Origin of the sequence: Caballeronia sordidicola, assembly GCF_001544455.2 — a bacterium.
Taxonomy (GTDB): domain Bacteria; phylum Pseudomonadota; class Gammaproteobacteria; order Burkholderiales; family Burkholderiaceae; genus Caballeronia; species Caballeronia sordidicola.
On record NZ_FCOC02000032.1, the window covers coordinates 22601 to 46952 of the forward strand.

Genomic DNA, 24352 nt, shown 5'->3' on the forward strand with positions numbered 1-24352 from the left:
AATTCGGTAAGGGTTTAGTGAGAGTAATCACGCGCGCCGAAAATCGCGGTGCCGACGCGAACCATGGTCGCACCTTCCAGGATCGCCGCTTCAATATCCGCCGACATGCCCATGGAAAGCGTATCGAGTTCGAGTCCGTCCGCGCGCAAGCTGTCCATGAGTTCGCGCAAGCGCCGGTGCGGCATGCGTTGTTCATCGAGCGATCCGGCGGCTTCGGGAATCGCCATCAGGCCGCGCAGCTTCAGATTGGGCAGCGCGGCGATTGCGTGCGCGAGCGCCAAGGCATCGCCCGGCGTCACGCCGCTTTTGGATTCCTCGCCGCTGACGTTCACTTGCAGGCAGACGTTGAGCGCCGGCATGCCGGCCGCGCGCTGCGCCGACAGGCGTTCGGCGATCTTCAACCGGTCGACCGAATGGACCCAGTCAAAATTTTCGGCGACCACCTTCGTTTTGTTCGACTGCAACGGGCCGATGAAATGCCACTGGATCTCGCCGCGCAAATCGGCCAGTTCGGCGATTTTTGCGACAGATTCCTGCACGTAGTTCTCGCCGAACGCACGTTGCCCCGCTTTAAAAGCGGCGCGGACATCGTCAGCAGGAAATGTCTTCGATACCGCCAGCAACGCCACCGAGGAAGGATCGCGCGAAGCAGCGGCAGCCGCTTTCGCAATGCGCTGGCGGACTTCGTCGAGATGACGGGCTATGTGTGAGGACATGGGATCGGACGCCGCAATGAAGGAAGGCTGAGGTCCGATTATACGGACGCGGCGCGGCTGCAAGGCACGCGCCGGCGAGCGTTAGCCATACAGCAGATGTTCTACGAGCTGAATCCAGTGGACCACGGGCGTCGACGTACCGCTTTGCAAATGCGCGATGCACCCCACGTTTGCCGACAGGATCATCTGCGGTTCCAGCTTTTCGAGCTTGTCGAGTTTCTGGTCGCGCAACGTGTACGATAGTTTTGGCTGCAGTACCGAATACGTTCCGGCTGAACCGCAGCACAAGTGGTTATCGGCGGGAAGGTGGACTTCCATGCCGAGCGCCGTAAGCAGATTTTCCACGCGCCCGCGAATCTGCTGCCCGTGCTGTAGCGTGCACGGAGGATGAAATGCCACGGTGTGGACGGCGCGCCGCCGCACCATTGCACTCAGTTCGTCTTCGAATTGCGGCAGGATTTCGGCGAGATCGCGCGTCAGGTCCACAATCCGCGCGGCTTTCTCAGCGTACGCCGGATCGTTGCGCAGCAGATGCGCATACTCCTTCACGGTCGCGCCGCAACCGGAGGCGTTCATCACGATCGCCTCAACGCCGGCTTCAACGTATGGCCACCATGCGTCGATGTTGTTGCGCACGTCGTCTAGCGCATTCTCGTTATAACCAAGATGCAGGCGGATCGCGCCGCAGCATCCCGCGTCCGGCGCAATCAGGATCTGGATGCCCAATGCGTCGAAGACACGCGCTGTCGCCGTGTTCACGTTCGGCATCATGGCCGGCTGGACGCAACCCGCGAGCATCAGCATCTTGCGCTCATGGATGCTGGTCGGCACGACGAGCGGCCGCTGCGGGACAGGCACTTTCGTGCGCAAGGTCTTCGGCAGGAGCGGCCGGAATTGCTGCCCGAGCTTCATGGCAGGCGTAAAGAGCTTGCTGTTCGGCAGGAAATTCGCCAGCAGTTTGCGCTGCACGCGCTGGCCGAACGGCCGCTCGACTTTCTCCTCCACGATCTTCCTGCCAATCTCGACCAGCCTTCCATATTGCACGCCCGATGGGCACGTGGTTTCGCAATTGCGGCACGTGAGGCAGCGGTCCAGATGAAGCTGCGTGCTGCGCGTGACGGGCGCGCCTTCCATCATTTGCTTCATCAGGTAGATGCGGCCGCGCGGGCCATCGAGTTCATCGCCGAGAATCTGGTAGGTCGGACAGGTCGCCGTGCAGAATCCGCAATGCACGCACTTGCGCAGGATGGCTTCGGCTTCGTCGCCGTCGGCCGTATTGCGCAGGAAATCGGCGAGATTGGTTTGCATTGCGTAGGTCGGTGAGCTTAGAAGTCGGGGTAAAGGCGGCCGCGATTGAAGATGCGCGCGGGATCGAATGCAGCTTTGAGGCCGCGGTGGATTTTCATCATGGGCGCGGTAAGCGGCGTGAAGACGCCGGCATTGCGGTCGTATAACGCGCCCGAGCGAAAGATCGTCGCATGGCCGCCTGCCTGCTTCGCGCTGATGCGCACGGTCTGCGCGTCGGTGTCGGTGATCCACCAGCGTTGCGCACCGCCCCATTCCATCAGATGCGGGCCGGCGAGATGCATGGGTTCGGCAATCGATGGCAACGACATTCGCCACAAAGCCGATTTCGGCGGCAGCACCGCGAAAAACGGATCGGACTGTTCGCGCAGGCCGCACCAGAAACGATCGGCTTCGACGGCATCGACCACTTCGCCGCCGAGCGCGGTGCGCGCCGATTTCACCGCCGCTTCCGCTCCGCCCAGCCGCAACGCAAGCGTGTGGTCGCGCCACGCGCTGCCGGTCAGCGGCAACGGATGGCCGCCCCATTCGTTGAGCTTGCGCACGGCGTCGGTGTCGTTCATTTCGAACTTGAGCGTGATTTCGGCGACGGGTTTCGGCAGCACTTTCACCGATACCTCCAGGATCATCCCGAGCGTTCCGAGCGACCCGGCGAGCAACCGCGAGACGTCGTAGCCGGCAACGTTCTTCACGACCTGTCCGCCGAAATGCAGCACATGCCCCTGGCCGTTCATCACCACGGCGCCCAGCAGGAAATCACGCGGCGCACCCGTTGCCGCACGCCGCGGCCCGGCGAGTCCGGCGGCAATGCAGCCCCCGATGGTTGCATCGTGGCCAAAATGCGGCGGTTCGAACGGCAGCATCTGGTTGCATTCGTCGAGCCGCGCTTCGATTTCACGCAGCGGCGTGCCGGCCTTCGCGGTGATCACGAGTTCGGCCGGATCATGTTCAATAATCCCGCTGTGGGCGCGTGTATCGATTATTTCGCCTTGCAGCGCTTGCCCGTACCAGTCCTTCGTTCCGCCGCCGCGAATCCGCAACGGCGTGTTGCTCGCGGTCGCCGCGCGCACGCGCTCGGACCAGCTCGCGACAATGTCTTCCTCGATCATGATGTCCCGCGTGTGATGGCTTGCCATAGGGTTGGCCGCATGGGTTGGCCGTATGGCTCGTTTTGTGGTGCCCAAGGTCAGTGTATCGGCGCGTGCTGGTAAGGCCACTCGTATAAACGTGGATATGTTTTCCGCCTCGAAACGCCCGCCGCCGCTGGAAGCGGATGTTTAGACACGGCCCATAAACACGTTGCCTAAAAACGCGGGAGTTCGGGATGCGGCAGCAAACCACTGCGTATGTGCATTTTTCCGTACTCGGCGCAGCGCGCGCGCGTGGGAATGCCTTTGTCCGGATTGAGCAGGCCGGGGGGATCGAAGGCGCGCTTGATCGCATGGAACGTGTCGAGTTCTTCCGGCGAAAACTGCACGCACATGGAATTGATCTTCTCGATTCCCACGCCGTGCTCGCCCGTCACCGTTCCACCCAGTTCTACGCACGCTTCCAGAATGTCCGAACCGAACGCTTCGGCGCGGTGCCATTCGTCGAGATCGTTGCCATTGAAGAGAATCAGCGGATGCATGTTGCCGTCGCCGGCGTGGAACACGTTCATGCATCGCAGCGCGTATTTGACTTCCATTTCTTCGATACGCGCAAGCAACGGCCCGATCTGGCGGCGCGGCACGGTGCCGTCCATGCAGTAGTAATCCGGCGAGATACGCCCGGCCGCCGGAAACGCATTCTTGCGGCCCGACCAGAATTTCAGCCGCTCGGCTTCGGAGCGCGAGATCTGAATGCGATTCGCGCCGAACTCGCGCAACACCGCCGTCATGCGGACGATCTCCTCCGACACTTCGTCTTGCGTGCCATCGGATTCGCACAGCAGGATCGCCTTGGCTTCGAGGTCGTAACCCGCCTTGACAAACTCTTCCACGGCGCGCGTCGCGGGTTTGTCCATCATTTCGAGGCCCGCCGGAATGATGCCAGCCGCGATGATCGCCGCGACCGCGTTGCCGCCCTTCACCACGTCGTCAAAACTCGCCATGATGACCTGCGCCGTCTGCGGCTTCGGAATCAGCTTGACGGTGATCTCGGTGACGATCGCGAACATGCCTTCGCTGCCAATCAGTACCGCGAGCAGGTCGAGTCCGGGTGCGTCCAGCCCGAGCGAACCGAATTCCAGAATGTCGCCTTCCATCGACACAGCCCGCACCCGCATCACGTTGTGACACGTCAGGCCGTATTTGAGGCAATGCACGCCGCCGGAATTTTCGCTGACGTTGCCACCGATCGTGCACGCAATCTGCGACGAAGGATCGGGTGCGTAGTAAAGGCCGTAGGGCGCGGCGGCTTCGGAAATGGCGAGGTTGCGCACGCCCGGCTGTACGGTCGCGGTGCGTGCGTAGGGGTCCACTTCCATGATCTTGCGAAAGCGCGCAAGGGAAACCACGATGCCATGCCGAATCGGCATGGCGCCGCCGGACAAGCCCGTACCGGCGCCGCGCGGCACGATGGGCACGTCGAGCCGTGCGCAAATCTGCACAACGCGCTGAACCTGTGCTTCTGTTTCCGGCAATGCAACGGCGAGGGGCAATCGTCTATAGGCGGCGAGCCCGTCGCATTCATACGCGGCCGTGTCTTCCTCGCGATACAGCAGGCAATGTGTCGGCAATACGGCCATCAGCGCCTGGACTACTTCGCGCTGACGTTGCGCGAGCACTTCCGGCGAAAGCTCGGCGGGTGCGTTCATGTTTCCTCCCCGGCGGTGTGTGCTTTGGAGCATTTCCAACAGCAGAACGCCTGATCTTGCACCTCGGCGTCCCCGCCGTCGATTGGGCTAATTACGGGGACGGACCGCGTTTTCCCTAAGGTTCTCAGGGTATCGATCAAGCGTCGAACGCGAAGATCTTGCCCGGATTCATCAGGTTGTTGGGATCGAGCGCGTGTTTGAGCGAGCGCATCACGCTGATGGCGTCCTCGCCGTGTTCCTCGATCATGAACTGCATCTTGTGCAGCCCCACGCCGTGCTCGCCCGTACACGTCCCGCCCATGCGAAGCGCGCGCTGCACGATCCGATGGTTGATGCGTTCCGCTTCTTCCAGCTCTTCCGGCCTGGCGGGATCGAGCAGCATGGCGACATGGAAATTGCCGTCGCCGACATGGCCGACAATCGGGCAGGGCAGCGTGCTCGCCTTCAAGTCCTGTTCCGTTTCGATCACGCATTCGGCCAGGCGCGAAATCGGCACGCACACGTCGGTCGTCACGGCGCGGCAGCCCGGTTTCAGTTGCAGCATCGCGAAGTAGGCGTTGTGACGCGCGTTCCAAAGACGGCTGCGATCTTCCGGGCGCGTCGCCCATTCGAAATCCGTGCCGTGGTTTTCCGCGATGATTCCCTGCACCGTTTCAGCCTGCTCCTGCACGCTGTTTTCCGTGCCGTGGAATTCGAAGAACAGCATCGGCGATTCGCGGAAATTCATGTTCGAGTGGCGGTTGATCGAGCGCACCGCGAGCGAATCCAGGAATTCGACGCGCGCCACCGGCACGCCCATCTGAATGGTTTCGATGGTCGCGCGCACGGCGTCGGCCATCGACGGAAACGCGCACACGGCCGCCGACACGGCCTCCGGTTGCGGATAAAGCCGCACGGTGATTTCGACGATCACGCCGAGCGTGCCTTCCGAGCCCACGAACAAGCGCGTCAAGTCGTATCCCGCCGACGATTTGCGCGCTCGCGTGCCGGTCTTGATGACGCGTCCGTCGGCCAGCACAACGGTCAGCCCGAGCACGTTTTCGCGCATGGTTCCGTAGCGCACGGCGTTCGTGCCCGACGCGCGGGTCGCCGACATTCCGCCGATGCTCGCGTCGGCGCCCGGATCGATCGGGAAGAACAGGCCAGTGTCCTTCAACGCCTCGTTCAACTGCTTGCGCGAAATGCCGGGCTGGACGGTGACAGTGAGGTCTTCGGCGTCTATCGATAAAACCCGGTTGAGGCCGGACATATCGATGGACACGCCGCCTTGCACGGCCAGCAGATGACCTTCCAGCGACGAACCGTTGCCGTAGGGGATCACCGGCACGTTATGTTCGGCGCAGAGCTTCACCACCGCCTGGACATCTTCCGTGCTGGTCACGAACACAACCGCGTCGGGCAATTGCGGATCGAACGGCGATTCGTCGCGTCCGTGATGCTCGCGCACGGCGGTCGTGGTCGAGACGCGCTCGCCAAAAGCGGTTTTGAGCGCATCGAGCAAGGCGGCGGGAAAGGCACGGCGGACGGCAATAGGCGGGACGGGATGGTTCACGGCATGTCTCCGGACATCTTTATGGCGGACGTTGGGATACACGAAATCCGGCGCTGGCATGCAGGATTCATGCGTTTTATGCGTCTATTTTACGCCGATACCCCAAGTCCAGCCGACGCCCGCCCAATGCCATAATGAACGCGGACGCTGACCGGCGTTCGCGTGCAACCTGGAGAACATCATGGGCAATCGCCTGAGCAAGATCGCCACGCGCACCGGCGACGACGGCACCACCGGTCTGGGCGACGGCAGCCGCGTGCAGAAAGACGACGCGCGCATTGCAGCAATCGGCGACGTGGATGAACTGAATTCGCAGATCGGCGTGCTGCTGTGCGAAAAGCTTCCCGGCGATGTTCGCGCCGCACTGGTCGACATCCAGCACGATCTCTTCGACCTTGGCGGCGAGCTCTGCATTCCCGGCCATTCCATGATTGAAGAGGCGCATCTTGCGCGTATCGATACATGGATTGGCGAGTACAACGCCAACCTGCCGGCGCTGAAGGAGTTCATTTTGCCGGGCGGGTCGCGCGCGGCGGCGCTTGCCCACGTTGGCCGGACGATCTGTCGGCGCGCCGAACGTTCGATCGTGGCGCTTGGCCGCGTCGACAGGATCAATGCCGAGCCGCGGAAATATGTGAACCGGTTATCGGATCTGCTGTTTGTGCTGGCGCGCGTGCTGAACCGCGCGGATGGCGGATCGGATGTGTTGTGGAATCACGAGCGCAAGCTCTGAAGTAAAAAGGCTGCGAGCCTGTCTTCGCAGCCTTCCTCGTTTTCAGTTGCCGTTCCCACGTGCCACACGGCGCTGCTTCACGGCGGCGGCCAAGCCTTCCAGCACGCCCAGGCTGTCTTCCCAACTGATGCACGCGTCGGTCACGCTCTGGCCGTACGTCAACTCGCAACCTTCCTTCAGGTCCTGACGTCCTGCAACCAGATTCGATTCCACCATCACGCCGACAATCCGCTCGTCGCCGCCGGCAATCTGCTTGCCAATGTCGGCGCAAACCGGGATCTGGTTCTCATGCTTCTTCGAACTGTTCGCGTGGCTTGCGTCGATCATCAGGCGCGCCGCCAATCCTGCCTTGCCGATATCGCTGCATGCCGCGTTGACGCTTTCGGCATCGTAGTTTGGCGCCTTGCCGCCACGCAGGATGATGTGGCAATCCTCGTTGCCAGCCGTCGACACAATCGCCGAGTGGCCGCCCTTCGTTACCGAGAGGAAATGATGCGGCTGCGACGCGGCCTTGATGGCGTCCACGGCGATCTTCACGTTGCCATCCGTGCCGTTCTTGAAGCCAACCGGGCACGACAGCCCCGAAGCCAGTTCGCGATGCACTTGCGATTCTGTCGTCCGCGCGCCGATTGCGCCCCACGAAATCAGGTCCGCGATGTACTGCGGGCTGATCATGTCGAGGTATTCGGTACCGGCCGGAAGACCCAGTTCGTTGATTTGCAGCAGCAGTTCGCGGGCGGTGCGCAGACCGTCGTTGATCTTGAAGCTGTTGTCCATGTACGGGTCGTTGATCAGGCCTTTCCAGCCGACCGTTGTTCGCGGTTTTTCGAAATACACCCGCATCACGATCTCGAGCTCGCCCGCGAAGCGCTTGCGCTGTTCGACCAGCCGGCCCGCGTATTCGATGGCTGCCTTCGTGTCGTGGATCGAGCACGGCCCGATGATCACGATCAGCCGGTCTTCCATGCCGTGCAGGATGCGATGCATCGACTGGCGCGAGTTGTAGATGAGATTCGAAACGGGCTCGGCGCAGGCGAACTCGCGAATCAGGTGAGCGGGGGGCGTCAGTTCTTTCAATTCGCGGATTCGGACATCGTCGGTGTTGTGCGGGGGCATGCTGGTTCTCCAGGAACTCGGTTTAGTGCTGTATTCGAAGTGATGAAACAAAAAGGCATAAAAAAACCGCCAGACTCGGCTGGCGGTTTTCGGGAAACTTGGGTTCAGCACAAACGACTCACCCCTCTCGATCCGCCAGCGGCTTGAGATACCAAAAGAAGTAAAAATAAAACTTGGCGGACATGAGGTTTGTGTCGTTTGGTAAAAATTGAACGTCTGGCTTTATAACCTTAAACCTGCCCGGCTGGCAAGTTGCACGGTATCAAAATGCGGACAATCCGCGTCATGAAGGCCATTTCCGCACGAATCGCGTGAATCTGGTGCGGATTTCCCGCATGCCGCGCTCACTTCCAACATGTGGCGCGGCGCGCGAAAAGTCGCGAAATACATCAAACCGTGCCGCCCACCGTCATTTTCTCGATGCGCAGTGTCGGCTGGCCAACCCCGACCGGCACACTCTGACCTTCCTTGCCGCACACGCCCACGCCGCCGTCCAGCGCCATGTCGTTGCCGATCATGGTCACGTACTTGAGCGACTCCGGGCCACTGCCGATCAGCGTCGCGCCCTTGACCGGATACGTGATTTTGCCGTTTTCGATCATGTACGCTTCCGACGCCGAAAACACGAATTTGCCGTTGGTGATATCGACCTGGCCGCCGCCGAAATTCACCGCATACAAACCGTTTTTCACCGACGCCAGGATTTCGCCCGGGTCTTTATCGCCATTGAGCATGTACGTGTTGGTCATGCGCGGCATGGGGAGCGCCGCGTACGATTCGCGCCGCGCGTTGCCCGTGACCGGCATTTTCATCAGGCGCGCGTTGAGCGAATCCTGAATGTAGCCCTTCAGGATGCCGTCTTCAATCAGCGTGGTGCACTGCGTGGGATTGCCTTCGTCGTCTATATTGAGCGACCCGCGGCGGTTGGGGATCGTGCCGTCATCGACGACCGTGACGCCTTTTGCCGCCACCCGCTCGCCAATACGACCCGCAAACGCCGACGACCCCTTGCGATTGAAATCGCCCTCGAGTCCGTGGCCAATGGCTTCGTGCAGCAGCACGCCGGGCCAGCCCGGCCCGAGAACGACGGTCATGGCGCCAGCGGGGGCTGGTCGTGCGTCGAGATTCACGAGCGCCGCATGCACGGCCTGATCAACGTAGGTGGACAGGATTTCGTCGGTGAAATAGCCGTAGTCGTATCGTCCGCCACCACCGCCGCTGCCAATCTCGCGGCGTCCGTCTTTTTCCGCGATCACCGTCACGGAAACGCGCACGAGCGGACGGATATCCGCCGCCAGCGCGCCGTCGCTGCGCGCGACCAGCACCACGTCGTATTCGCCCGCGAGACCGGCCATTACCTGGACAATGCGCGGGTCACGGCCGCGCGCCATCTGCTCCACGCGTTCCAGCAATTTCACCTTGGCGGTGGCGTCGAGGGAAGAAAGCGGATCGGAGGGCAAATACAGGTCGCGGCCAAACACGCCAGTCAGCGAACTTGCCGACTTGACCTTGTGCTTGCCGCCGCCCGCTTTCGCAATCGCGCGCGTGGCGACGGCCGCCTGGCGGATGGATTCCGCCGATAAATCGTCCGAATACGCGAACGCCGTCCGGTCGCCCGACACGGCGCGCACGCCCACACCCTGATCGATGCTGAAACTGCCCGATTTGACGATGCCTTCCTCCAGGCTCCACGCTTCGCTGCGCGTGGACTGGAAATAGAGATCCGCGTAGTCGACGCGGTGCGTAAAGATCTCCGCCAGCGTGCGCGTAATCGTGGATTCGTCGAGGCCATAAGGCGTCAGAAGAATCTCTTTCGCAGTGGCGAGATTTCGGATGCCGGGTTCGATGATGTTCATTCGTTGCCTGTGGCGAAGTCTGTTGAGATTAAAAGCATTCTAACGTCGGAGTATTTATGCCACACCCTGGCCAAATGGAGGGGTACTCCGGAAAAAACAAGCCAACCAAACAAGCTAGCCCTGTAATCAATCACCGGCTTAGCCCAGCACTCGGTGGCGAAAGGCCGGCAGGCTCTGGCGGACGGATGCAATGTGCGCTTTATCGATGTTTCCGGCAGCCACGCCGGGACCTTCTTCGACCACGGCCACGATCTCGCCCCAAGGGTCGATCAGCATGCTGTGGCCCCACGTCCGGCGGCCGTTCTCGTGCTTTCCGCCTTGCGCGGCGGCGAGCACGTAGCACTGGTTTTCGACCGCGCGCGCCTTGAGCAGGGTTTCCCAGTGCGCCTCGCCGGTTGTGTACGTGAATGCGGACGGCACGACCATCAACGCGCAATCGCCCATTTTTCTGTATAGCTCGGGAAAGCGCAGGTCGTAGCACACGGACAATCCGACCTGTCCGAATGGCGCTTCAAACGTACGCACTTCATTGCCCGGGCAAATGGTGCGGGCTTCGTCGAAGGATTCCGTGCCCTTTTCAAAATTGAACAGATGAATCTTGTCGTAGCGTGCGACCTGCTTGCCGGTGGGATCGAAGACGAGGGTGGTATTCAGCACGCGCTCGGCTTCCTGCGACTCCAGCGGCAAAGTCCCGCCAATCACCCACACTCTATGTTCGCGTGCCGCGTCCGATAAAAACTGCTGGATCGGCCCATGCCCCGGCGTTTCGCGGATCACGAGCTTGTCCGTGTCCTTGAAACCCATGAAGCAGAAGTACTCCGGCAGCAGCACGAGTTGCGCACCATCGCGCGCCGCCTCGGCGATCAGCCGTCCCGCTTCAGCAATATTGCGCTCGCGATCAGGCGCGCTGACCATTTGCAGCGCGGCGACGCGGAAGGAGTCTGGAGTGCTTTCGCTTGATCTTTCGCTCATGTCAGCCTTCGTGTCGGCCTTCCAAAAAGGGGCGCGATGAATGATCGGCGTTGCTGGCCCACGGCCTCTGAAACGAAATGAATCCGCTCAATTTGCCACGGCTGCAGCGGGAGTTTCGATCTTACCCTGATCGCCTTTGACCCGCTGAATGACGGGTTTCGACCACGGGCCGGTAATGGAATAGTCGATGGTGAACGCCTTGCCAATCGACTTCGACAACACCAGGTCCCCCGCTAGCGTGGCGAGGCCAAGCAGCGGATTGATCACGGCCGCGCCTATCGCCACGGCGCCCGCGCTGATTGTCGGGACAACCTTTGCGTGCATGTCCTGCGTTTGCTTCGGCAAATCGACGAGGCCCGTCAGTTCGACACGCGCCGGCGCCGTGATCATCTTCAAATCGTTCGTGCGCGCGATGCCATCCTGCACGGTTCCCGTCCCGGTGATCTTCTCGAAGGGCAATCCCTTGCCGACGACATCCTGGAAATTCAGCGTGAGAAAGTGCGCGAGACTTTGCAGGCTGAATACGCCGAGCCATTTCGCGGCCGCCGCGTTCTTGACCTTCAGGATCTGGCCATGTTCCAGGTCGACGGCGACTTTTCCGTTGAGCGTGGGCATATCGATCGCGGCGGGGCTGCCGTCCCAGCCGAGTTGGCCCGAGACCGATCCCTTGCCGTTCTTCACGGTCTGCGGCAAGCCCATGCGCTCGACGAGCGAGCCGGCATCGAGAATATCCAGCTTGAAATCGACTGCGGTGCGACGCGGGCCGTCGTCGTCGGTATCGGTTTGGGTTTGAGCAGGCGATGCGCCCGGGTTCGCGATCGTGCGCCAGTTGGCCGTGGCGGAAAGCTTCGCGTCCGGGTTCGTGAGGTCGAGCTTGTCCAGATGCCAGACCGGCACGCCGTCTTCCACGTCGTTGCGCGCGTTGACTTCCAGGCGTCCAAGCGTCCGCTCACGCACCACCAGTTCGTTCACGATCAAGTCGATGGACGGCATGTTGTTCGGCGGCGGCTTGCGGATCATTTGCCCGACCAGGTCGTTCTCCGTCTTGTTCGGAATCACCACCTTGGCAAAGCGCGCCTGCAACGCGCCGGGACTTTCGCGGGTCGCGCCCGGCATCCATTCGACATACCCGGACACCTGATTCGAAGCAATGTTCGCCTGCCATTTCCGGTCGTCCGCGCCAGCGCCGCGCGTGGCACCCACGGCAACGTTTTCCCAGCGCCGCGCAAGCAGCTTGAGCGTGGCGAAATGCAATGCCACGCGGTCGGGCAGGAACTCCTTCGCGATCGCGGCCGGCGTCTTGCCGCCGGGTAGCTGCGCGGCTTGCTGAACGGGTTGAGGCGCTGGTTGCTGAACCGGTTGCTGCGGTGGCATGGGACCCAGGTCGGCGATGGTCTTGCGCCAGGCGTCGGCGTCGAGTTCGTCCAGATCGACCGCCGCGGTCACGCCCTCTGCGGGAAGATCGGCTGGCTTGTTCACACCGATAGCGCCGCGCTCCACGACCGGCGCCGCCTTGCCTTCGCGCCTGAGCAGGTAGTGCGCGTTGATTGGCCCGAGCGTCAGCTTCGCGTCGTGTTCCTGCTGCGATCCGGCAACGGGCGCAAAGGTGAACGTGAATGGCATCGGCGTGCCTTGAGCCTTGTTGAACGGCGCGGGGAAGTCCAGGCCAAGGCCGGTCAGATCGGACTGTGCCTCCACGCGCGGCAACGCGTTTTTCACGCCGCGCACGTGCAGGTCGTAGGGCGCGGTGCCGCTGAGATGTTTCAGGAGCGCGACCGTCTGCGCCTGATTGCGCAAATTGAGGCTCTGGGCCGCGTCCGCGCCAATGCGGCCCGTGACGTCGAACGCGTAGCTGCCGTCGGGTTTCACGCCGCCCGTGCCGCGTACGTCGCCGCCAAGGAACTTGCCCGTGATGCCATCGAGAGAAGCCGTCTTTTCACCGAAACTCGCGCGCCCCTTGAGATTCGATAAAGGCGGAAACGCCGCATATTCGAGATCGTTTCCAGTGAACGTGAGCGAGCCTTTGTAGCCCACGCGCTGGCGCTGGCCGGGCGGCGGAGCGACACGTGGAATCAGCAGTTGCAACGCGAGCGTGGCGTCGCCGGTTGCGTGAATTTTCGTCGCGACATGCTGCGAAAGCGAACCGAGCGAACTGTCTTCCACGTAGCGCAGCATGTCGGTGATCGGGCCATGCGCGTCGGCGTCGATCACGAGTTTCGATTCGCGATTGCCCAGGTCTTCAATGCGTCCGGTCGTCTTGCGCACACCGACGCCGAGATAATGGCCGCGCGTAATATCGAAACCGAGCTTGTTTTCGGCCAGATGAAACGTCCCGTCTATACCGTCGAAAGCCGGCCATTGATTCGGCGTGCCGTTCGCCATGGTCCGCGGCGGGAAGGGCGTGGGCTCGAACTTGCCGCCGCTGAAAGGCGCGACGATACGGAACTTGCCGGCATCGGGGAAACGGGAATAGGGGAATTTCGTCAGGTCGCCGTGAATCTCGATGGTGCCATTGCGCGAAACGCCTGCCTGCAACGCGTGCCCGAGATAAACCCGTACCTTCTCGCTGATGCTGGTCGGCAGATAGTTGATCAAACGCGTCACGTTCAGATATTCGGCGGTCGCCTTCAGATCGAGCGAACCGCGTCCTTCGCCTTCGTTCCGGTAGTCGGCTGTGGCGCGGGCTTCCGCATCGGCGTTCTTCACGTGCAGGTCGGCAACGTGCGCCGTGATCGCCTTGTGCGGCTTGCCCGGCGCGGCGGCGACGGTCCAGGTCACATGGCCGTCGATCTGGTCCAGAACCAGGCGCGGGTTATCGAAGACACCGGGAAGGGTGATCGCGGTGTTCTTTGTATCGATGACTGCGCTGCCGTGGTCCTGATCCGCGTCGATCCTCCCCCACAGGTTTTCCACGCCCGGAATCCCGGCGCGCGGATGGTTGTTCACCGTCAGGCCGGGCGGCGGTTCCTGCGCGAGCACGCTCACGCCGTGAAGGTCGCCCTTGATGGTGTATCGCGTGGGCGGCTCCGTGCCTTTCTCGCGCTGCTCCTGCGCTTGAGCCGCCGTAGTGGGCGCGGGACGTTCGGTTTCCAGCGCGTAGTTGGCGATCTGGCCACGCGGATCGAAGCGGATCAGATCGTTCTGCACTTTCGCGGGCAACGGCAGCGCGCGCATGAATTCGCCGAGAATGCCGAGATCCACGAAGTCGCCCGATACGCCGAACTTCTGCCCGAGATTCACGGTTGCCACGCGATATTTGCCGGTCAGCGTACGCATGGCGAGCAGCCGCGACACAGGCGTGCCGTCGGGCATGGGCTTCTGTCCGAGTTCCGCCTGGAGGTTGGCGAGGTGCAGCGTGTACTCGTGGTCCTCGAGCGCCAGATCCCAGTTGAATTTGGCGATGGGCATGTCCAGGCGCGGCTGCGTTGGGCGGACCCGCAGCGCGATATCCGAGCCGGTCAGGTCGCCGCCCGCCGTCTTCAGCTTGCCGCCGGCGAAGTCGAGCCAGATGCGGTTGTCGAAGCGCCCGCTGTAGGTTGCGAACGGCATCTTCACGTAGCGCGCGAGCATGGGCAGGTCGACCGGTCCCGTCGACAGATAAGCGTCTCCGGTCCAGTTCTCCGGACGGCCCGCCACGCTGAACAGCGTGTGGCGGAAATCCGCGCGGAAATCGAGCGGGCCGTGCAGCACGTCGCCGTCCGGCGGTGCTTGCAGCGCGAGCCGGTGACGCTGGCCGTCGGTGAGAATGGCGAGCTTGATGCGCTTGAGCGCAAGTTCCGGCGCGCCGAGTTGCGCGTCGTGCCAGCGCAGCGTGCCGTTACGCAGCACGATGGCTTGCTGGCTCAGGAGCCAGGTCATGAACGTGTTGTTGCCCGTGCGTTTCGACGGAATCTGCACGCCCGCCACGCTGAACGTGCCGTCCTTGTTGCGCGCGATGATGACGTCGGGTCCATCGACGCTCAGGTTGGACAACACCGGAATAGGCCCGAGCAGCGAGCGCCACGCCAGCGTCGCGCTCGCGTGCGGAACAGCGAGGCCGGGCGAACCATCGGCTGCGTCAATACGCAGGTTGTCGATATCGAATGAAGGCTGGAGCCCGGACCATCTTGCCGTGATGCGCCCGAGACGCAACTGCGCGTGAATTTTCGCCGATACCATCTGCTCGATGCGCGGCCTGAACGCATCGATTTCGGGCAGCACGGCGTAACGCAGGACGAGGTAGATGCCGGCGACCGCGAAATACACCACGGCAACGGCCACCAGAAGGACTTTGAGCGCCCGCGCCAAAACGCGCTCGACTCGACCGCCAAGCTTCATTGGTACAGCTTCGGGCAGGTCGGCAAATTCCTTTTGGTCGGACATGCGGCGGTGGGTCGGCGATATGGTAGGTTTTCGAGATTTGACGTGGAAATGTAACACAGCGCGCAGTTCAAAAAACTGCGGGGAGACGCTACCATGCGCCCGCCAAGCCGCGCCGGATGGACCTTTCCCCTTGCGCACTTTGTCACAAAAGCCCCGGCGGACTGCCGGACACGTTTTACGAGCAATGACTGAGCCCGACCTTTCATGACCGACGCCGATCCGCCGAATGTGCTGCTGAGCGCCAGCGCTTCCAACTACGCGGCGCGCTTGTACGCCGCGCGTCCCGAACTTCCGGTGCAGGTGGCGAAATGGTCGCAGGCGCCGGTTCGCCGCGCGTGGATCGAGGAGCGCCTGGACGCGTTGTGCGACGTTTGCGCTGGCGGCGCCCGGTTCGACGAAGCCAGGCTCAAGACCGCATTGCGCAAGCTCCGGGGCGAAGTTTTCTGCACGGTGATGGAACGCGATCTGGCTGGTCTCGCCGATGTCGCCGAAGTCACCGGCGCCATGACCGATCTTGCCGAGTTGACGATTCAGCGGGCGCTGGCGGTGTTGTCGGCGGATCTTGAAACGACGTTCGGCGAGCCGCGCGGGCCCGATGGACAACGCCTGACGCTCGGCGTGGTGGGCATGGGAAAACTCGGTGGACGTGAGTTGAACGTATCGTCGGATATCGACTTGATCTTCGTCTACGAAGACGATGGCGAAACGATGGGCGGCGAGCGCGCGGCTTTATCGACGCAGGAGTATTTCACGCGGCTCGGGCGCAAGCTGATCGGCGCGCTGGCCGAGGTGACGGAGGACGGTTACGTCTTTCGCGTCGACATGCGCCTGCGTCCAAACGGCGACGCCGGTCCGCTGGCTTGCGGACTTGGCATGCTCGAAGAGTATTTCTACGTGCAGGGCCGCGAGTGGGAACGCTATGCGTGGATCAAGGGGCGGCTGGTGTCGGAGGGGACAAGCGAAGCGGCGCAACGGCTCGCGAAGCAACTCGAAGCGTTGTCCACGCCGTTCATCTACAGACGGTATCTGGACTATGGCGTAATCAGCGCCATCCGTTCGCTGCATGTCCAGATTCGCCAGGAAGCGCAGCGCCGTGCCTCCATGCGCCCCGACAAAGCCGACGACATCAAGCTCGGCCGCGGCGGAATTCGCGAGATTGAATTCAGCGCGCAGGTTTTCCAGTTGATCCGGGGCGGCCAGATCGCCGATCTGCGGATTCGCCCGACCTTGTCCGTGCTGAGCCGGGCAGAGGCGCACGGGCTGATATCGGCGGCGGTGTGCCGCGAACTTACCGAGGCGTACCTGTTTCTGCGCAAGCTCGAACACCGGCTGCAATATAGAAACGACGCGCAGACCCACGCCATGCCGGTCTCGCCAGAAGATCGCGCGGCGATCGCTGGCGCGATGGATTTCCCTGATTACGATGCCCTCAAGGACGCACTGGAAGCGCATCGGGCGCGCGTCGCGCTCCAGTTCGACCAGATTTTCGCCGACAAGGTGAATGGCGACGGCGGCTGCGCCGTGGCGGAAGATTCGGCGGCGTCGTGGGTCTGGAGCAGCGCGCTCGGCGACGACAGCGCCGAAGCGCAATTGCTCGAACGCGTGACGGAACTCGGTTTCACCGACGCGCCCGCCGTGCTCGCGCGCCTGCGCAGCGTGTGGACATCGACGCGATACGAAGGCTTGCCCGAGCGCAGCCGCGAACGCTTCGACATCATCGCGCAGCGCGCGCTCGAATCCGCCCAGAAAGCGCAGCCGCCCGAGCGGCGCGGCGACACCATCGCGCGCCTCTTCGATCTGCTCGAAGCGGTCAGCCGGCGCGGCGCGTACCTCGCGTTGTTGACCGAATATCCGGCGGCGCTCGAGCGCGTGCTGGCGGTGCTGGGCGCATCGCGCTGGGCCGCGGGTTATTTGATCCGGCATCCGCAGCTTCTGGACGAACTGCTCGACGACGAAGTCATTTCCAGCCCATTCGACTGGCAGGCATTCCGCACGGCGTTGCGCGCGCAAATGGCCGCCGCCGATGGCGCCGAGCAGCAAATGGACTTGCTGCGGCATGCGCATCAGGCCGAAGTGTTCCGCATTTTGCTGATCGACTTGAGCGGCAAGATCACGGTCGAACATGTGAGCGACTTGCTGTCGGCGCTCGCCGATGCGGTGCTCGACGTCACCATGGAAACCGTATGGGCGCAGTTCCCGAAGCGCCATCGCGACGTGCCGCGCTTCTCGGTAATCGCTTACGGGAAGCTGGGCGGCAAGGAACTGGGCTATGCGTCGGACCTTGACCTGATCTTTCTCCACGACGACCCCGACGATTCCGCGAGCGATATCTACGCCATGTTCGCGCGCCGTCTGGTCACGTGGCTCACAACGGCAACGGGCGCCGGCACGTTATTCGATGTCGATCTGCGTTTGCGTCCGAACGGCGAATCCGGCTTGCTGGTGACGAGCCTGGAATCGTTCCGGCGCTACCAGATTCGTGAAGGCGATGCCGCGAATACGGCCTGGGTGTGGGAGCATCAGGCGTTGTCGCGTGCGCGTTATTGCGCCGGCGACGCCGGGATCGGCGCGCACTTCGAAGCGATTCGCGCTCACGTCCTGACCATGCCGCGCGACGCCAGTGCCCTCGCGCAGGAAATTGTCGCGATGCGCGAGCGCGTGTATGCCGGACATCCGAACAAAAGCAGGCTCTTCGATCTGAAACATGATCGCGGCGGGATGGTGGATATTGAATTTATCGTGCAGTTCTGGGTGCTGCTGCACTCGCGCGAAGACGGCGAATTTGTGCGCAATCTCGGCAATATTTCGCTGTTGGGTCACGCCGCCCGATTTGGCCTGATGAGCGCCGCCGAGGCTGAAACAGTGGCCGCGGCTTATCGGCGCTACAGGAAGTTGCAGCACACGCTCAGGCTCGACGGAATGGAAAAGGCGCGTGTGGAACCGGATGTGGTCGCGGCTGAACGGGAGGCTGTCAGCGGGCTTTGGAAGCGGGTTTTCGAGTAAGTCAGTAAGTTGGTTTGCCGCTCTGACCAGTCGCCATGGCAGAGCGGCAATGTCACGCCGCCAGCATTTCCTTCGCGTGCTTGCGCGTAGTGGCCGTGATTTCCAGCCCGCCCAGCATGCGCGCGACTTCTTCCACGCGTTTCGATTTATCGAGCGGCGTAACAGTGCTGACCGTACCGCCCGCCGAATCGCCGGTCTTCGCTACCTGAAAGTGGTGATCGCCGCGCGCCGCGACTTGCGGCAAATGCGTGACGCACAGCACTTGCCGGTCGCGCCCGAGCTGATGCAGCAAACGCCCGACAACTTCCGCGACACCTCCGCCAATTCCGGTATCCACTTCATCGAAAATCAACGTGGGTGTCGGGCTGGCCGTGCTCGCAATGACCGCCAGCGCGAGACTGATCCGCGCGAGTTCCCCGCCCGATGCGACTTTCGCCAGCGGCCGTAGGGTCACACCTGCATGACCCGCCACGCGGAATTCGATCTGTTCGAGTCCGTACGCGCCGCCTTCGGCGAGCGGCACGAGCGCGACTTCGAAACTCCCGCCGATCATCGACAATTCCTGCATTCCCTGGGTGACTGCCTTGCCCAGCGACTTCGCAGCCGTCGCGCGCGCCTTCGATAAGACCGTCGCTTCGGCCAGATAAGCCTCTTTCGCTTTCGATACGGCGGCGCGCAATGCGTCGAGATCGGTGGCGGCATCGAGCGCGGCCAACTGGCTGCGCCGCTGCGCATGTTCTTCCGGCAGCGCTTCCGGTTGCATCCGGAACTTGCGCGCGGTCGAATGCAATTGATCCATCCTGTGCTCGACCTGCGCCAAACGGTTCGGATCGAGTTCCAGCCGCTGGGCGTAATGCGACAGCGAATACGACGCTTCCTGTAGCTGGATTTCGGCAGGTTCGAGCGACGCCAGTACGTCCGCAAGCGCGGGGTCGATGTCAGCCAGGCCGCGCAGCCGGGACACAATGGCGGCAAGCTGCGTGATCATGGCTTCGTCCGACTCCGACAGTGCGTTCAATGCGCCCTGAACGCCATCGATCAAGCTCGCCGAATGCGACAGCCGATGATGCTCCGCGCTCACTTCCTCCCACTCGCCTGGCTGCGGCGCGAGCTTGTCGAGCTCGCTCAGTTGCCATGCGAGGCGCTCGCGTTCCAGTTGCAATTCGCGATCGCGGTTTTGCGCCAGTTCCACGGCGTGGGTTGCGTCACGCCAGACCCGATGTGTCCTGGCCACTTTTTGCGCGGTCTCCAGCAGTCCGGCGTGGGTATCGAAGAGTTCGCGCTGCGCGTCGGGGCGCATCAGAAGCTGATGTGCGTGCTGGCCATGAATATCGACGAGCATTTCGCTCAACTCGCGCAATTGCACAAGGGTAGCCGGCGTGCCGTTGATGAAGGCCCGCGAGCGGCCGCCGGAATCCACCACGCGCCGGAGCATGACCGTGTCGCCGTCTCCCGTCGCGAGCGCATGCTCGTCGAGCCACTGCACGACTTGCTGGTGCGTGGAAAACTCGGCGGTGATGTCCGCGCGCGCTTCACCGGTGCGCACGATGCTGGCGTCGGCGCGAGCACCGAGCGTAAGCGCGAGGGCGTCGATAAGAATCGATTTGCCCGCGCCGGTTTCACCTGAAAACACGGTGAAGCCGCGCTCGAACTCAAGGTCGAGCGCGGAAACAATGACGAAGTCCCGAATCGATAAATGGCGGAGCATGGGCGTCTTAGAGTTTCGAAGCGTCTTCGTGCGAGGGATATTCGTTCCAGTGCAGCTTCTTGCGCAGTGTGGCGTAGTGGCTATATCCCACCGGATGCAGCACTGGCACGGTATGCCGCGAACGCCGCACTTGTATTGTGTCGTTCAGTTCCACGGCGGTGAACGACTGCATGTCGAAGTTCACGTTCACGTCCCGCCCGCCGATGATCTGGATTTCAACGCTCGAATCGTCAGGCAGGACGATCGGCCGGTTGGAAAGCGAATGTGGCGCAATGGGCACGAGCACGAATCCGCCCAGTTGCGGGTGCAGGATCGGGCCGGCGGACGAGAGCGCGTAAGCAGTCGATCCGGTTGGGGTAGCCACGATCAACCCGTCCGAGCGCTGGTTGTACATAAAGCGGCCATCCACGGAAACATGCAGTTCCGCCATGCCTGAAAAGCCGCTTCTATTCACCACGACGTCATTGAATGCCAGCGCGTGGTAGATCGGCAGGCCGTCCCGGACGATGCGTGCTTCGAGCAAGGTCCGCTCCTCGCGCTCAAAACTGCCAGCCAGCATTTGCGGAACGAGTTCCTGCATTTCGGCGAGCGTAATGTCCGTGATGAAGCCAAGCCGTCCGTGATTCACGCCAATGAGGGGCGTCCGGTACGGCGCCAGTTGCCGGCCGATGCCAAGCATGGTGCCGTCGCCGCCCAGCACGACCGCCACATCCGCGCGGGCGCCGATCTCGGGCGCGGTCAACGCCGGATAGTCGGTCACGCCGACTTCCTGAGCCGTTTCGGCTTCGAACACGACGTTGAACCCGCGCTTCACGATGCAAGCGGCGAGCGCCGTCAACGGCTCCCTGATGCCGGGCGTATTGTTGCGCCCCACGAGCGCGACGGTCTTGAATTGGGTGCCAATATCCATGGCGGCATTACACCATAGGTGAGTGTTGAAAAGAACCGTGGGCCAGGTCCGGGTTGCCTTGAGCTTGCCTTGGCGACGGTCCTCCTGTGCTGTGCCCCGGCGTTTCGCAGAATTCTCGTTAGAATGATGTGCAACATGAATTGATGACGAATGAATGAAAAAGGGGCGTTCCCTTTTGTTTCTTCAGTCATCGCGCTCGCTGCGCCCACCACGTTGAGCTAAAATTTCCCCATGCTAGACCCACGTGCCCAGACCCTCCTCAAAACGCTGATCGAGCGATACATCGCCGAAGGTCAGCCGGTCGGTTCTCGCACACTGTCGCGTTACTCCGGCCTCGAACTCAGCCCGGCCACCATCCGCAACGTAATGTCGGATCTGGAGGACCTCGGGCTGGTCGTGAGTCCGCACACTTCGGCTGGCCGGATTCCCACGCCTCGCGGCTACCGGCTCTTCGTGGACACCATGCTGACCGTCGAAACCACCGACGACGAAGCCATGACCTCCGCGGTCAAGATCAAGCTGCAAGGCGGCGAACCGGCGAAGATCGTGGCGGCTGCCGCGAGCGTCCTGTCGAACCTGTCGCAATTCGCGGGCGTCATTCTCACGCCGCGCCGCAGCCACATGTTCAAGCAGATCGAGTTCATGCGGCTGTCCGACAAGCGCATTCTGCTGATCATCGTCACGCCTGAAGGTGACGTTCAAAACCGAATCATGGCGACCCAGCGCGACTATTCGCCGTCGCAACTCACCGAGGCGTCGAACTATATCAACGCGAATTTTGCCGGTTTGTCGTTCGACGAAGTGCGCCGCCGACTTCGCGAGGAAATCGACGCGCTCCGCGGCGACATGACCACGCTGATGCAGGCAGCGGTGGCCGCGAGCGTTGACGAGACCGATCCCGGCGAGACCTTGCTGATTTCCGGCGAGCGCAATCTGCTGGAAGTGGCGGATCTTTCCTCCGACATGGCGCGGCTGCGCAAGCTTTTCGACGTGTTTGACCAAAAGACGAGTCTCCTTCAATTACTCGACGTGTCGAGCCACGCGCAAGGCGTGCAGATATTCATTGGCGGCGAGTCGAATCTCGTGCCAATCGAAGAAATGAGCGTGGTCACCGCGCCCTATGAAGTGAACGGAAAGATTGTCGGCACGCTTGGTGTGATCGGACCCACGCGCATGGCGTACAACCGCGTCATTCCAATAGTCGATATCACCGCGCGGCTTTTGTCCCTCTCGCTCAGCCAACAATAAGACGGTCCCGCAAGGGCGGGTAAATCCCGCCACCTCCGTCCGACAACCCATCTTGCCCCGTCGCAAGCCGCCGCGCCACTAGGCCGTTCGGCCGATGTTGCGTTCCGAAACGCGCCGCTATAATGGGTTTTACTTAATCACGCTGGCTTGCCGAGCTTCTCTTCCATGCGCTACGACCTCGAGTTGCCCTCGCAGCCTTCCGCTTCGCATCGCGTTGCCGTGCTGCTGATCAACCTCGGCACGCCGGACGCGCCCACGCCCAAGGCGGTGCGCAAGTACCTCGCCCAGTTCCTTTCGGACCCGCGCGTGGTGGAAATTCCGGCGCTCGCGTGGCAAGTGATCCTGCGATTGGCGATCCTCCCGTTTCGCGGGCGAGCCTCGGCCAGGAAATATGCCCAGGTCTGGTTGCCCGAAGGCTCGCCGTTGCGGGTCTACACGGAAAAACAGGTTGAAGCGTTGCGGCGTCTGTTTGCAGTGAACGACTATCACGTGATCGTCGATTACGCGATGCGCTACGGTTCGCCGGGCATTCCGGCCATGCTGAACCAGCTCAAGCTGGAAGGCGCCGAACGCGTGCTGCTCGTGCCCATGTATCCGCAGTATTCGTCGTCGACCACGGCCACGGCTTTTGACGACGCCTTCAACGCGCTGAAGCGCGTGCGCAATCAGCCGGAACTGCGCACTATCCGGCAGTACGCGGATCATCCGGCGTATATCGGCGCACTGGTGGAGCAGGTTCGGGAATACTGGCACCAGCACGGCCAGCCTGACTTCGCGTCGGGAGACCGGCTGGTGCTGAGCTTTCACGGTGTTCCCAAGCGGACCATGGACCTGGGCGATCCTTATCACGACCAGTGTCAACAGACGGGATCATTGCTGATGGCTGGCCTCGGGCTTTCGCCGGTCGAATGCCGGGTAACGTTCCAGTCACGTTTTGGCCGCGCTGAATGGCTGCAGCCCTATACCGCGCCTACGCTTGCGGAACTTGGCGCTGCGGGCGCGAAACGCGTTGACGTGTTTTGCCCGGGATTCACGTCGGATTGCCTGGAAACCATCGAGGAAATTGGAATTGAAGTACGCGATGAGTTTCTGAACGCCGGCGGCAGGGAATTTCACCGGATTCCCTGTTTGAATGCATCGCCGGCCTGGATCAAGGCGCTTGGAGAAATCTTGGCTCAGCATCTGCAAGGCTGGCCGGTTCAAGCGCCCCAGACCTTGAGCGCGGCGGCATAAGGTTTCGCCATGAACTACGCTATTTCCACGGATTCCAGCGCGCGACTTCGCATCGATAAATGGTTATGGGCCGCGCGTTTCTTTAAAACACGTTCACTGGCGAGCGACGCGGTGGAGAAAGGCCGCGTCAGGATTGGCGGCGCGAGCGTGAAACCATCGAAGGACGTGCGGGTCGGCGATCTGGTGGAGATCGAGATCGAGCATGTGCTCTGGCAGGTCGACGTGCTGGGGATTTGCGAAGTGCGCGGTCCCGCAACGGTGGCGCAAACGCTTTACAAGGAAACCGATGCCGGGCGGGAAAAGCGCGTGGCGGAGAACGAACGCAGAAAGACTTATCGTGAACCGGCCGCCGCGCTGCAGGGGCGGCCGACCAAACGCGACCGGCGCATTATCGACAAACTTTCAGGTGCTGATTGAACAGGCTGTCCATGGTCGCGGACACACCGCCGTACTCCACGTTGTGATCGTTTACCGCGCCTGACATGCAGATGGTGGTTGTGCCGCCAACGAGCACCAACGCGACCACCGCAATAGCAAAGGTTAGTCTCATGGTGTTCCTCGTGGCAACGCAGCGGCTCGACGTTCAGGCGCTGACGTTGGCTCAAAAGCTCACTTCAGCGATTAAAAAGCTTGGATTCCGGCTTTCGTAAGATTAGGGTTAACTAGCGCTTCCGAAGGCATGATCGAAGTGTAGGCGACGTATTCGGGCGGCTCAATCTGAATCTGATCACCGGTTAAAAATGGTTGTAACGGGCCGTTTCCACACTATAGAAATGACCCCTGAAACACTACGCAACCCCTTGAAAACGCTCATTCGAGCCTCAAGTGCGCTTTTGGGACG

At 62.0% G+C, this 24352-nt stretch carries 17 protein-coding genes; 5 read left to right on the plus strand and 12 right to left on the minus strand.

Going from position 1 to position 24352, the window contains the following annotated elements; translation table 11 throughout:
* Positions 1-14: 14 nt before the first annotated feature.
* From AWB64_RS28945 to AWB64_RS28965, 5 genes are all read right to left on the minus strand, one after another.
* On the minus strand, positions 15-716 hold the full coding sequence (locus AWB64_RS28945) for a YggS family pyridoxal phosphate-dependent enzyme (protein ID WP_060858851.1): 702 nt from the start codon (positions 714-716) through the stop codon (positions 15-17).
* An 81-nt stretch (positions 717-797) separates the two neighbouring features.
* Positions 798-2024 carry a glycolate oxidase subunit GlcF gene (gene glcF / locus AWB64_RS28950; RefSeq protein WP_060858852.1) on the minus strand — a complete coding sequence of 409 codons (1227 nt, stop codon included), beginning with the start codon at positions 2022-2024 and terminating at the stop codon, positions 798-800.
* 17 nt (positions 2025-2041) lie between these two features.
* Entirely contained in the window at positions 2042-3130 is a 1089-nt protein-coding gene (glcE, locus tag AWB64_RS28955) for a glycolate oxidase subunit GlcE (protein WP_060858876.1), read from the minus strand.
* 194 nt (positions 3131-3324) lie between these two features.
* A complete protein-coding gene (locus AWB64_RS28960; RefSeq protein WP_060858853.1) occupies positions 3325-4818 on the minus strand; it encodes an FAD-linked oxidase C-terminal domain-containing protein in 1494 nt (497 codons plus the stop codon).
* Between the two features lie 136 nt (positions 4819-4954).
* Positions 4955-6370, minus strand: coding sequence for an FAD-binding oxidoreductase (locus AWB64_RS28965; RefSeq protein ID WP_060858877.1), 1416 nt, complete (start codon positions 6368-6370; stop codon positions 4955-4957).
* 181 nt (positions 6371-6551) lie between these two features.
* On the opposite strand from AWB64_RS28965, the gene AWB64_RS28970 reads away from it, so the two are divergent.
* Positions 6552-7103 carry a cob(I)yrinic acid a,c-diamide adenosyltransferase gene (locus AWB64_RS28970; RefSeq protein ID WP_060858854.1) on the plus strand — a complete coding sequence of 184 codons (552 nt, stop codon included), beginning with the start codon at positions 6552-6554 and terminating at the stop codon, positions 7101-7103.
* A 42-nt stretch (positions 7104-7145) separates the two neighbouring features.
* On the opposite strand, the gene aroG is transcribed toward AWB64_RS28970, so the two are convergent.
* The 4 genes from aroG to AWB64_RS28990 form a co-directional block, all read right to left on the minus strand.
* Entirely contained in the window at positions 7146-8219 is a 1074-nt protein-coding gene (aroG, locus tag AWB64_RS28975) for a 3-deoxy-7-phosphoheptulonate synthase AroG (protein ID WP_060858855.1), read from the minus strand.
* A 389-nt stretch (positions 8220-8608) separates the two neighbouring features.
* Positions 8609-10075 (minus strand): metalloprotease TldD, encoded by a 1467-nt coding sequence (tldD, locus tag AWB64_RS28980; protein ID WP_060858856.1) that lies wholly within the window; start codon positions 10073-10075, stop codon positions 8609-8611.
* Between the two features lie 138 nt (positions 10076-10213).
* A complete protein-coding gene (locus tag AWB64_RS28985) occupies positions 10214-11047 on the minus strand; it encodes a carbon-nitrogen hydrolase family protein (protein WP_060858857.1) in 834 nt (277 codons plus the stop codon).
* Between the two features lie 87 nt (positions 11048-11134).
* Positions 11135-15409: a YhdP family phospholipid transporter gene (locus AWB64_RS28990; protein ID WP_060858858.1), complete on the minus strand. Its 4275-nt coding sequence runs from the start codon at positions 15407-15409 to the stop codon at positions 11135-11137.
* Between the two features lie 204 nt (positions 15410-15613).
* On the opposite strand from AWB64_RS28990, the gene glnE reads away from it, so the two are divergent.
* Positions 15614-18412, plus strand: a complete 2799-nt coding sequence (gene glnE / locus AWB64_RS28995) for a bifunctional [glutamate--ammonia ligase]-adenylyl-L-tyrosine phosphorylase/[glutamate--ammonia-ligase] adenylyltransferase (RefSeq protein WP_060858859.1) — start codon at positions 15614-15616, stop codon at positions 18410-18412.
* Positions 18413-18464: 52 nt separating this feature from the next.
* Here glnE and recN read toward each other — a convergent pair whose 3' ends face one another.
* Complete coding sequence (gene recN / locus AWB64_RS29000) at positions 18465-20120, minus strand: DNA repair protein RecN (protein ID WP_060858860.1); 1656 nt, start codon at positions 20118-20120, stop codon at positions 18465-18467.
* Between the two features lie 7 nt (positions 20121-20127).
* Entirely contained in the window at positions 20128-21030 is a 903-nt protein-coding gene (locus tag AWB64_RS29005) for an NAD kinase (protein ID WP_060858861.1), read from the minus strand.
* 231 nt (positions 21031-21261) lie between these two features.
* Between AWB64_RS29005 and hrcA the strand changes: the two genes are divergently transcribed.
* The 3 genes from hrcA to AWB64_RS29020 all read left to right on the plus strand — a co-directional run bounded on the left by hrcA (position 21262) and on the right by AWB64_RS29020 (position 23928).
* Positions 21262-22278 (plus strand): heat-inducible transcriptional repressor HrcA, encoded by a 1017-nt coding sequence (gene hrcA / locus AWB64_RS29010; protein ID WP_056356176.1) that lies wholly within the window; start codon positions 21262-21264, stop codon positions 22276-22278.
* A 165-nt stretch (positions 22279-22443) separates the two neighbouring features.
* On the plus strand, positions 22444-23511 hold the full coding sequence (gene hemH / locus AWB64_RS29015) for a ferrochelatase (RefSeq protein WP_060858862.1): 1068 nt from the start codon (positions 22444-22446) through the stop codon (positions 23509-23511).
* 9 nt (positions 23512-23520) lie between these two features.
* Positions 23521-23928 carry an Hsp15 family ribosome-associated heat shock protein gene (locus AWB64_RS29020; RefSeq protein ID WP_060858863.1) on the plus strand — a complete coding sequence of 136 codons (408 nt, stop codon included), beginning with the start codon at positions 23521-23523 and terminating at the stop codon, positions 23926-23928.
* On the opposite strand, the gene AWB64_RS32025 is transcribed toward AWB64_RS29020, so the two are convergent.
* A complete protein-coding gene (locus AWB64_RS32025) occupies positions 23900-24061 on the minus strand; it encodes a hypothetical protein (RefSeq protein ID WP_167353950.1) in 162 nt (53 codons plus the stop codon). The genes AWB64_RS29020 and AWB64_RS32025 overlap by 29 nt on opposite strands.
* Positions 24062-24352: the final 291 nt, after the last annotated feature.

Coding starts and splice junctions, on each gene's coding strand:
- AWB64_RS28945 (WP_060858851.1), bottom strand. CDS start 716: ATGTCCTCACACATAGCCCGTCATCTCGACGAAGTCCGCCAGCGCATT.
- glcF (WP_060858852.1), bottom strand. CDS start 2,024: ATGCAAACCAATCTCGCCGATTTCCTGCGCAATACGGCCGACGGCGAC.
- glcE (WP_060858876.1), bottom strand. CDS start 3,130: ATGATCGAGGAAGACATTGTCGCGAGCTGGTCCGAGCGCGTGCGCGCG.
- AWB64_RS28960 (WP_060858853.1), bottom strand. CDS start 4,818: ATGAACGCACCCGCCGAGCTTTCGCCGGAAGTGCTCGCGCAACGTCAG.
- AWB64_RS28970 (WP_060858854.1), top strand. CDS start 6,552: ATGGGCAATCGCCTGAGCAAGATCGCCACGCGCACCGGCGACGACGGC.
- aroG (WP_060858855.1), bottom strand. CDS start 8,219: ATGCCCCCGCACAACACCGACGATGTCCGAATCCGCGAATTGAAAGAA.
- tldD (WP_060858856.1), bottom strand. CDS start 10,075: ATGAACATCATCGAACCCGGCATCCGAAATCTCGCCACTGCGAAAGAG.
- AWB64_RS28985 (WP_060858857.1), bottom strand. CDS start 11,047: ATGAGCGAAAGATCAAGCGAAAGCACTCCAGACTCCTTCCGCGTCGCC.
- AWB64_RS28990 (WP_060858858.1), bottom strand. CDS start 15,409: ATGTCCGACCAAAAGGAATTTGCCGACCTGCCCGAAGCTGTACCAATG.
- glnE (WP_060858859.1), top strand. CDS start 15,614: ATGACCGACGCCGATCCGCCGAATGTGCTGCTGAGCGCCAGCGCTTCC.
- recN (WP_060858860.1), bottom strand. CDS start 20,120: ATGCTCCGCCATTTATCGATTCGGGACTTCGTCATTGTTTCCGCGCTC.
- AWB64_RS29005 (WP_060858861.1), bottom strand. CDS start 21,030: ATGGATATTGGCACCCAATTCAAGACCGTCGCGCTCGTGGGGCGCAAC.
- hrcA (WP_056356176.1), top strand. CDS start 21,262: ATGCTAGACCCACGTGCCCAGACCCTCCTCAAAACGCTGATCGAGCGA.
- hemH (WP_060858862.1), top strand. CDS start 22,444: ATGCGCTACGACCTCGAGTTGCCCTCGCAGCCTTCCGCTTCGCATCGC.
- AWB64_RS29020 (WP_060858863.1), top strand. CDS start 23,521: ATGAACTACGCTATTTCCACGGATTCCAGCGCGCGACTTCGCATCGAT.
- AWB64_RS32025 (WP_167353950.1), bottom strand. CDS start 24,061: ATGAGACTAACCTTTGCTATTGCGGTGGTCGCGTTGGTGCTCGTTGGC.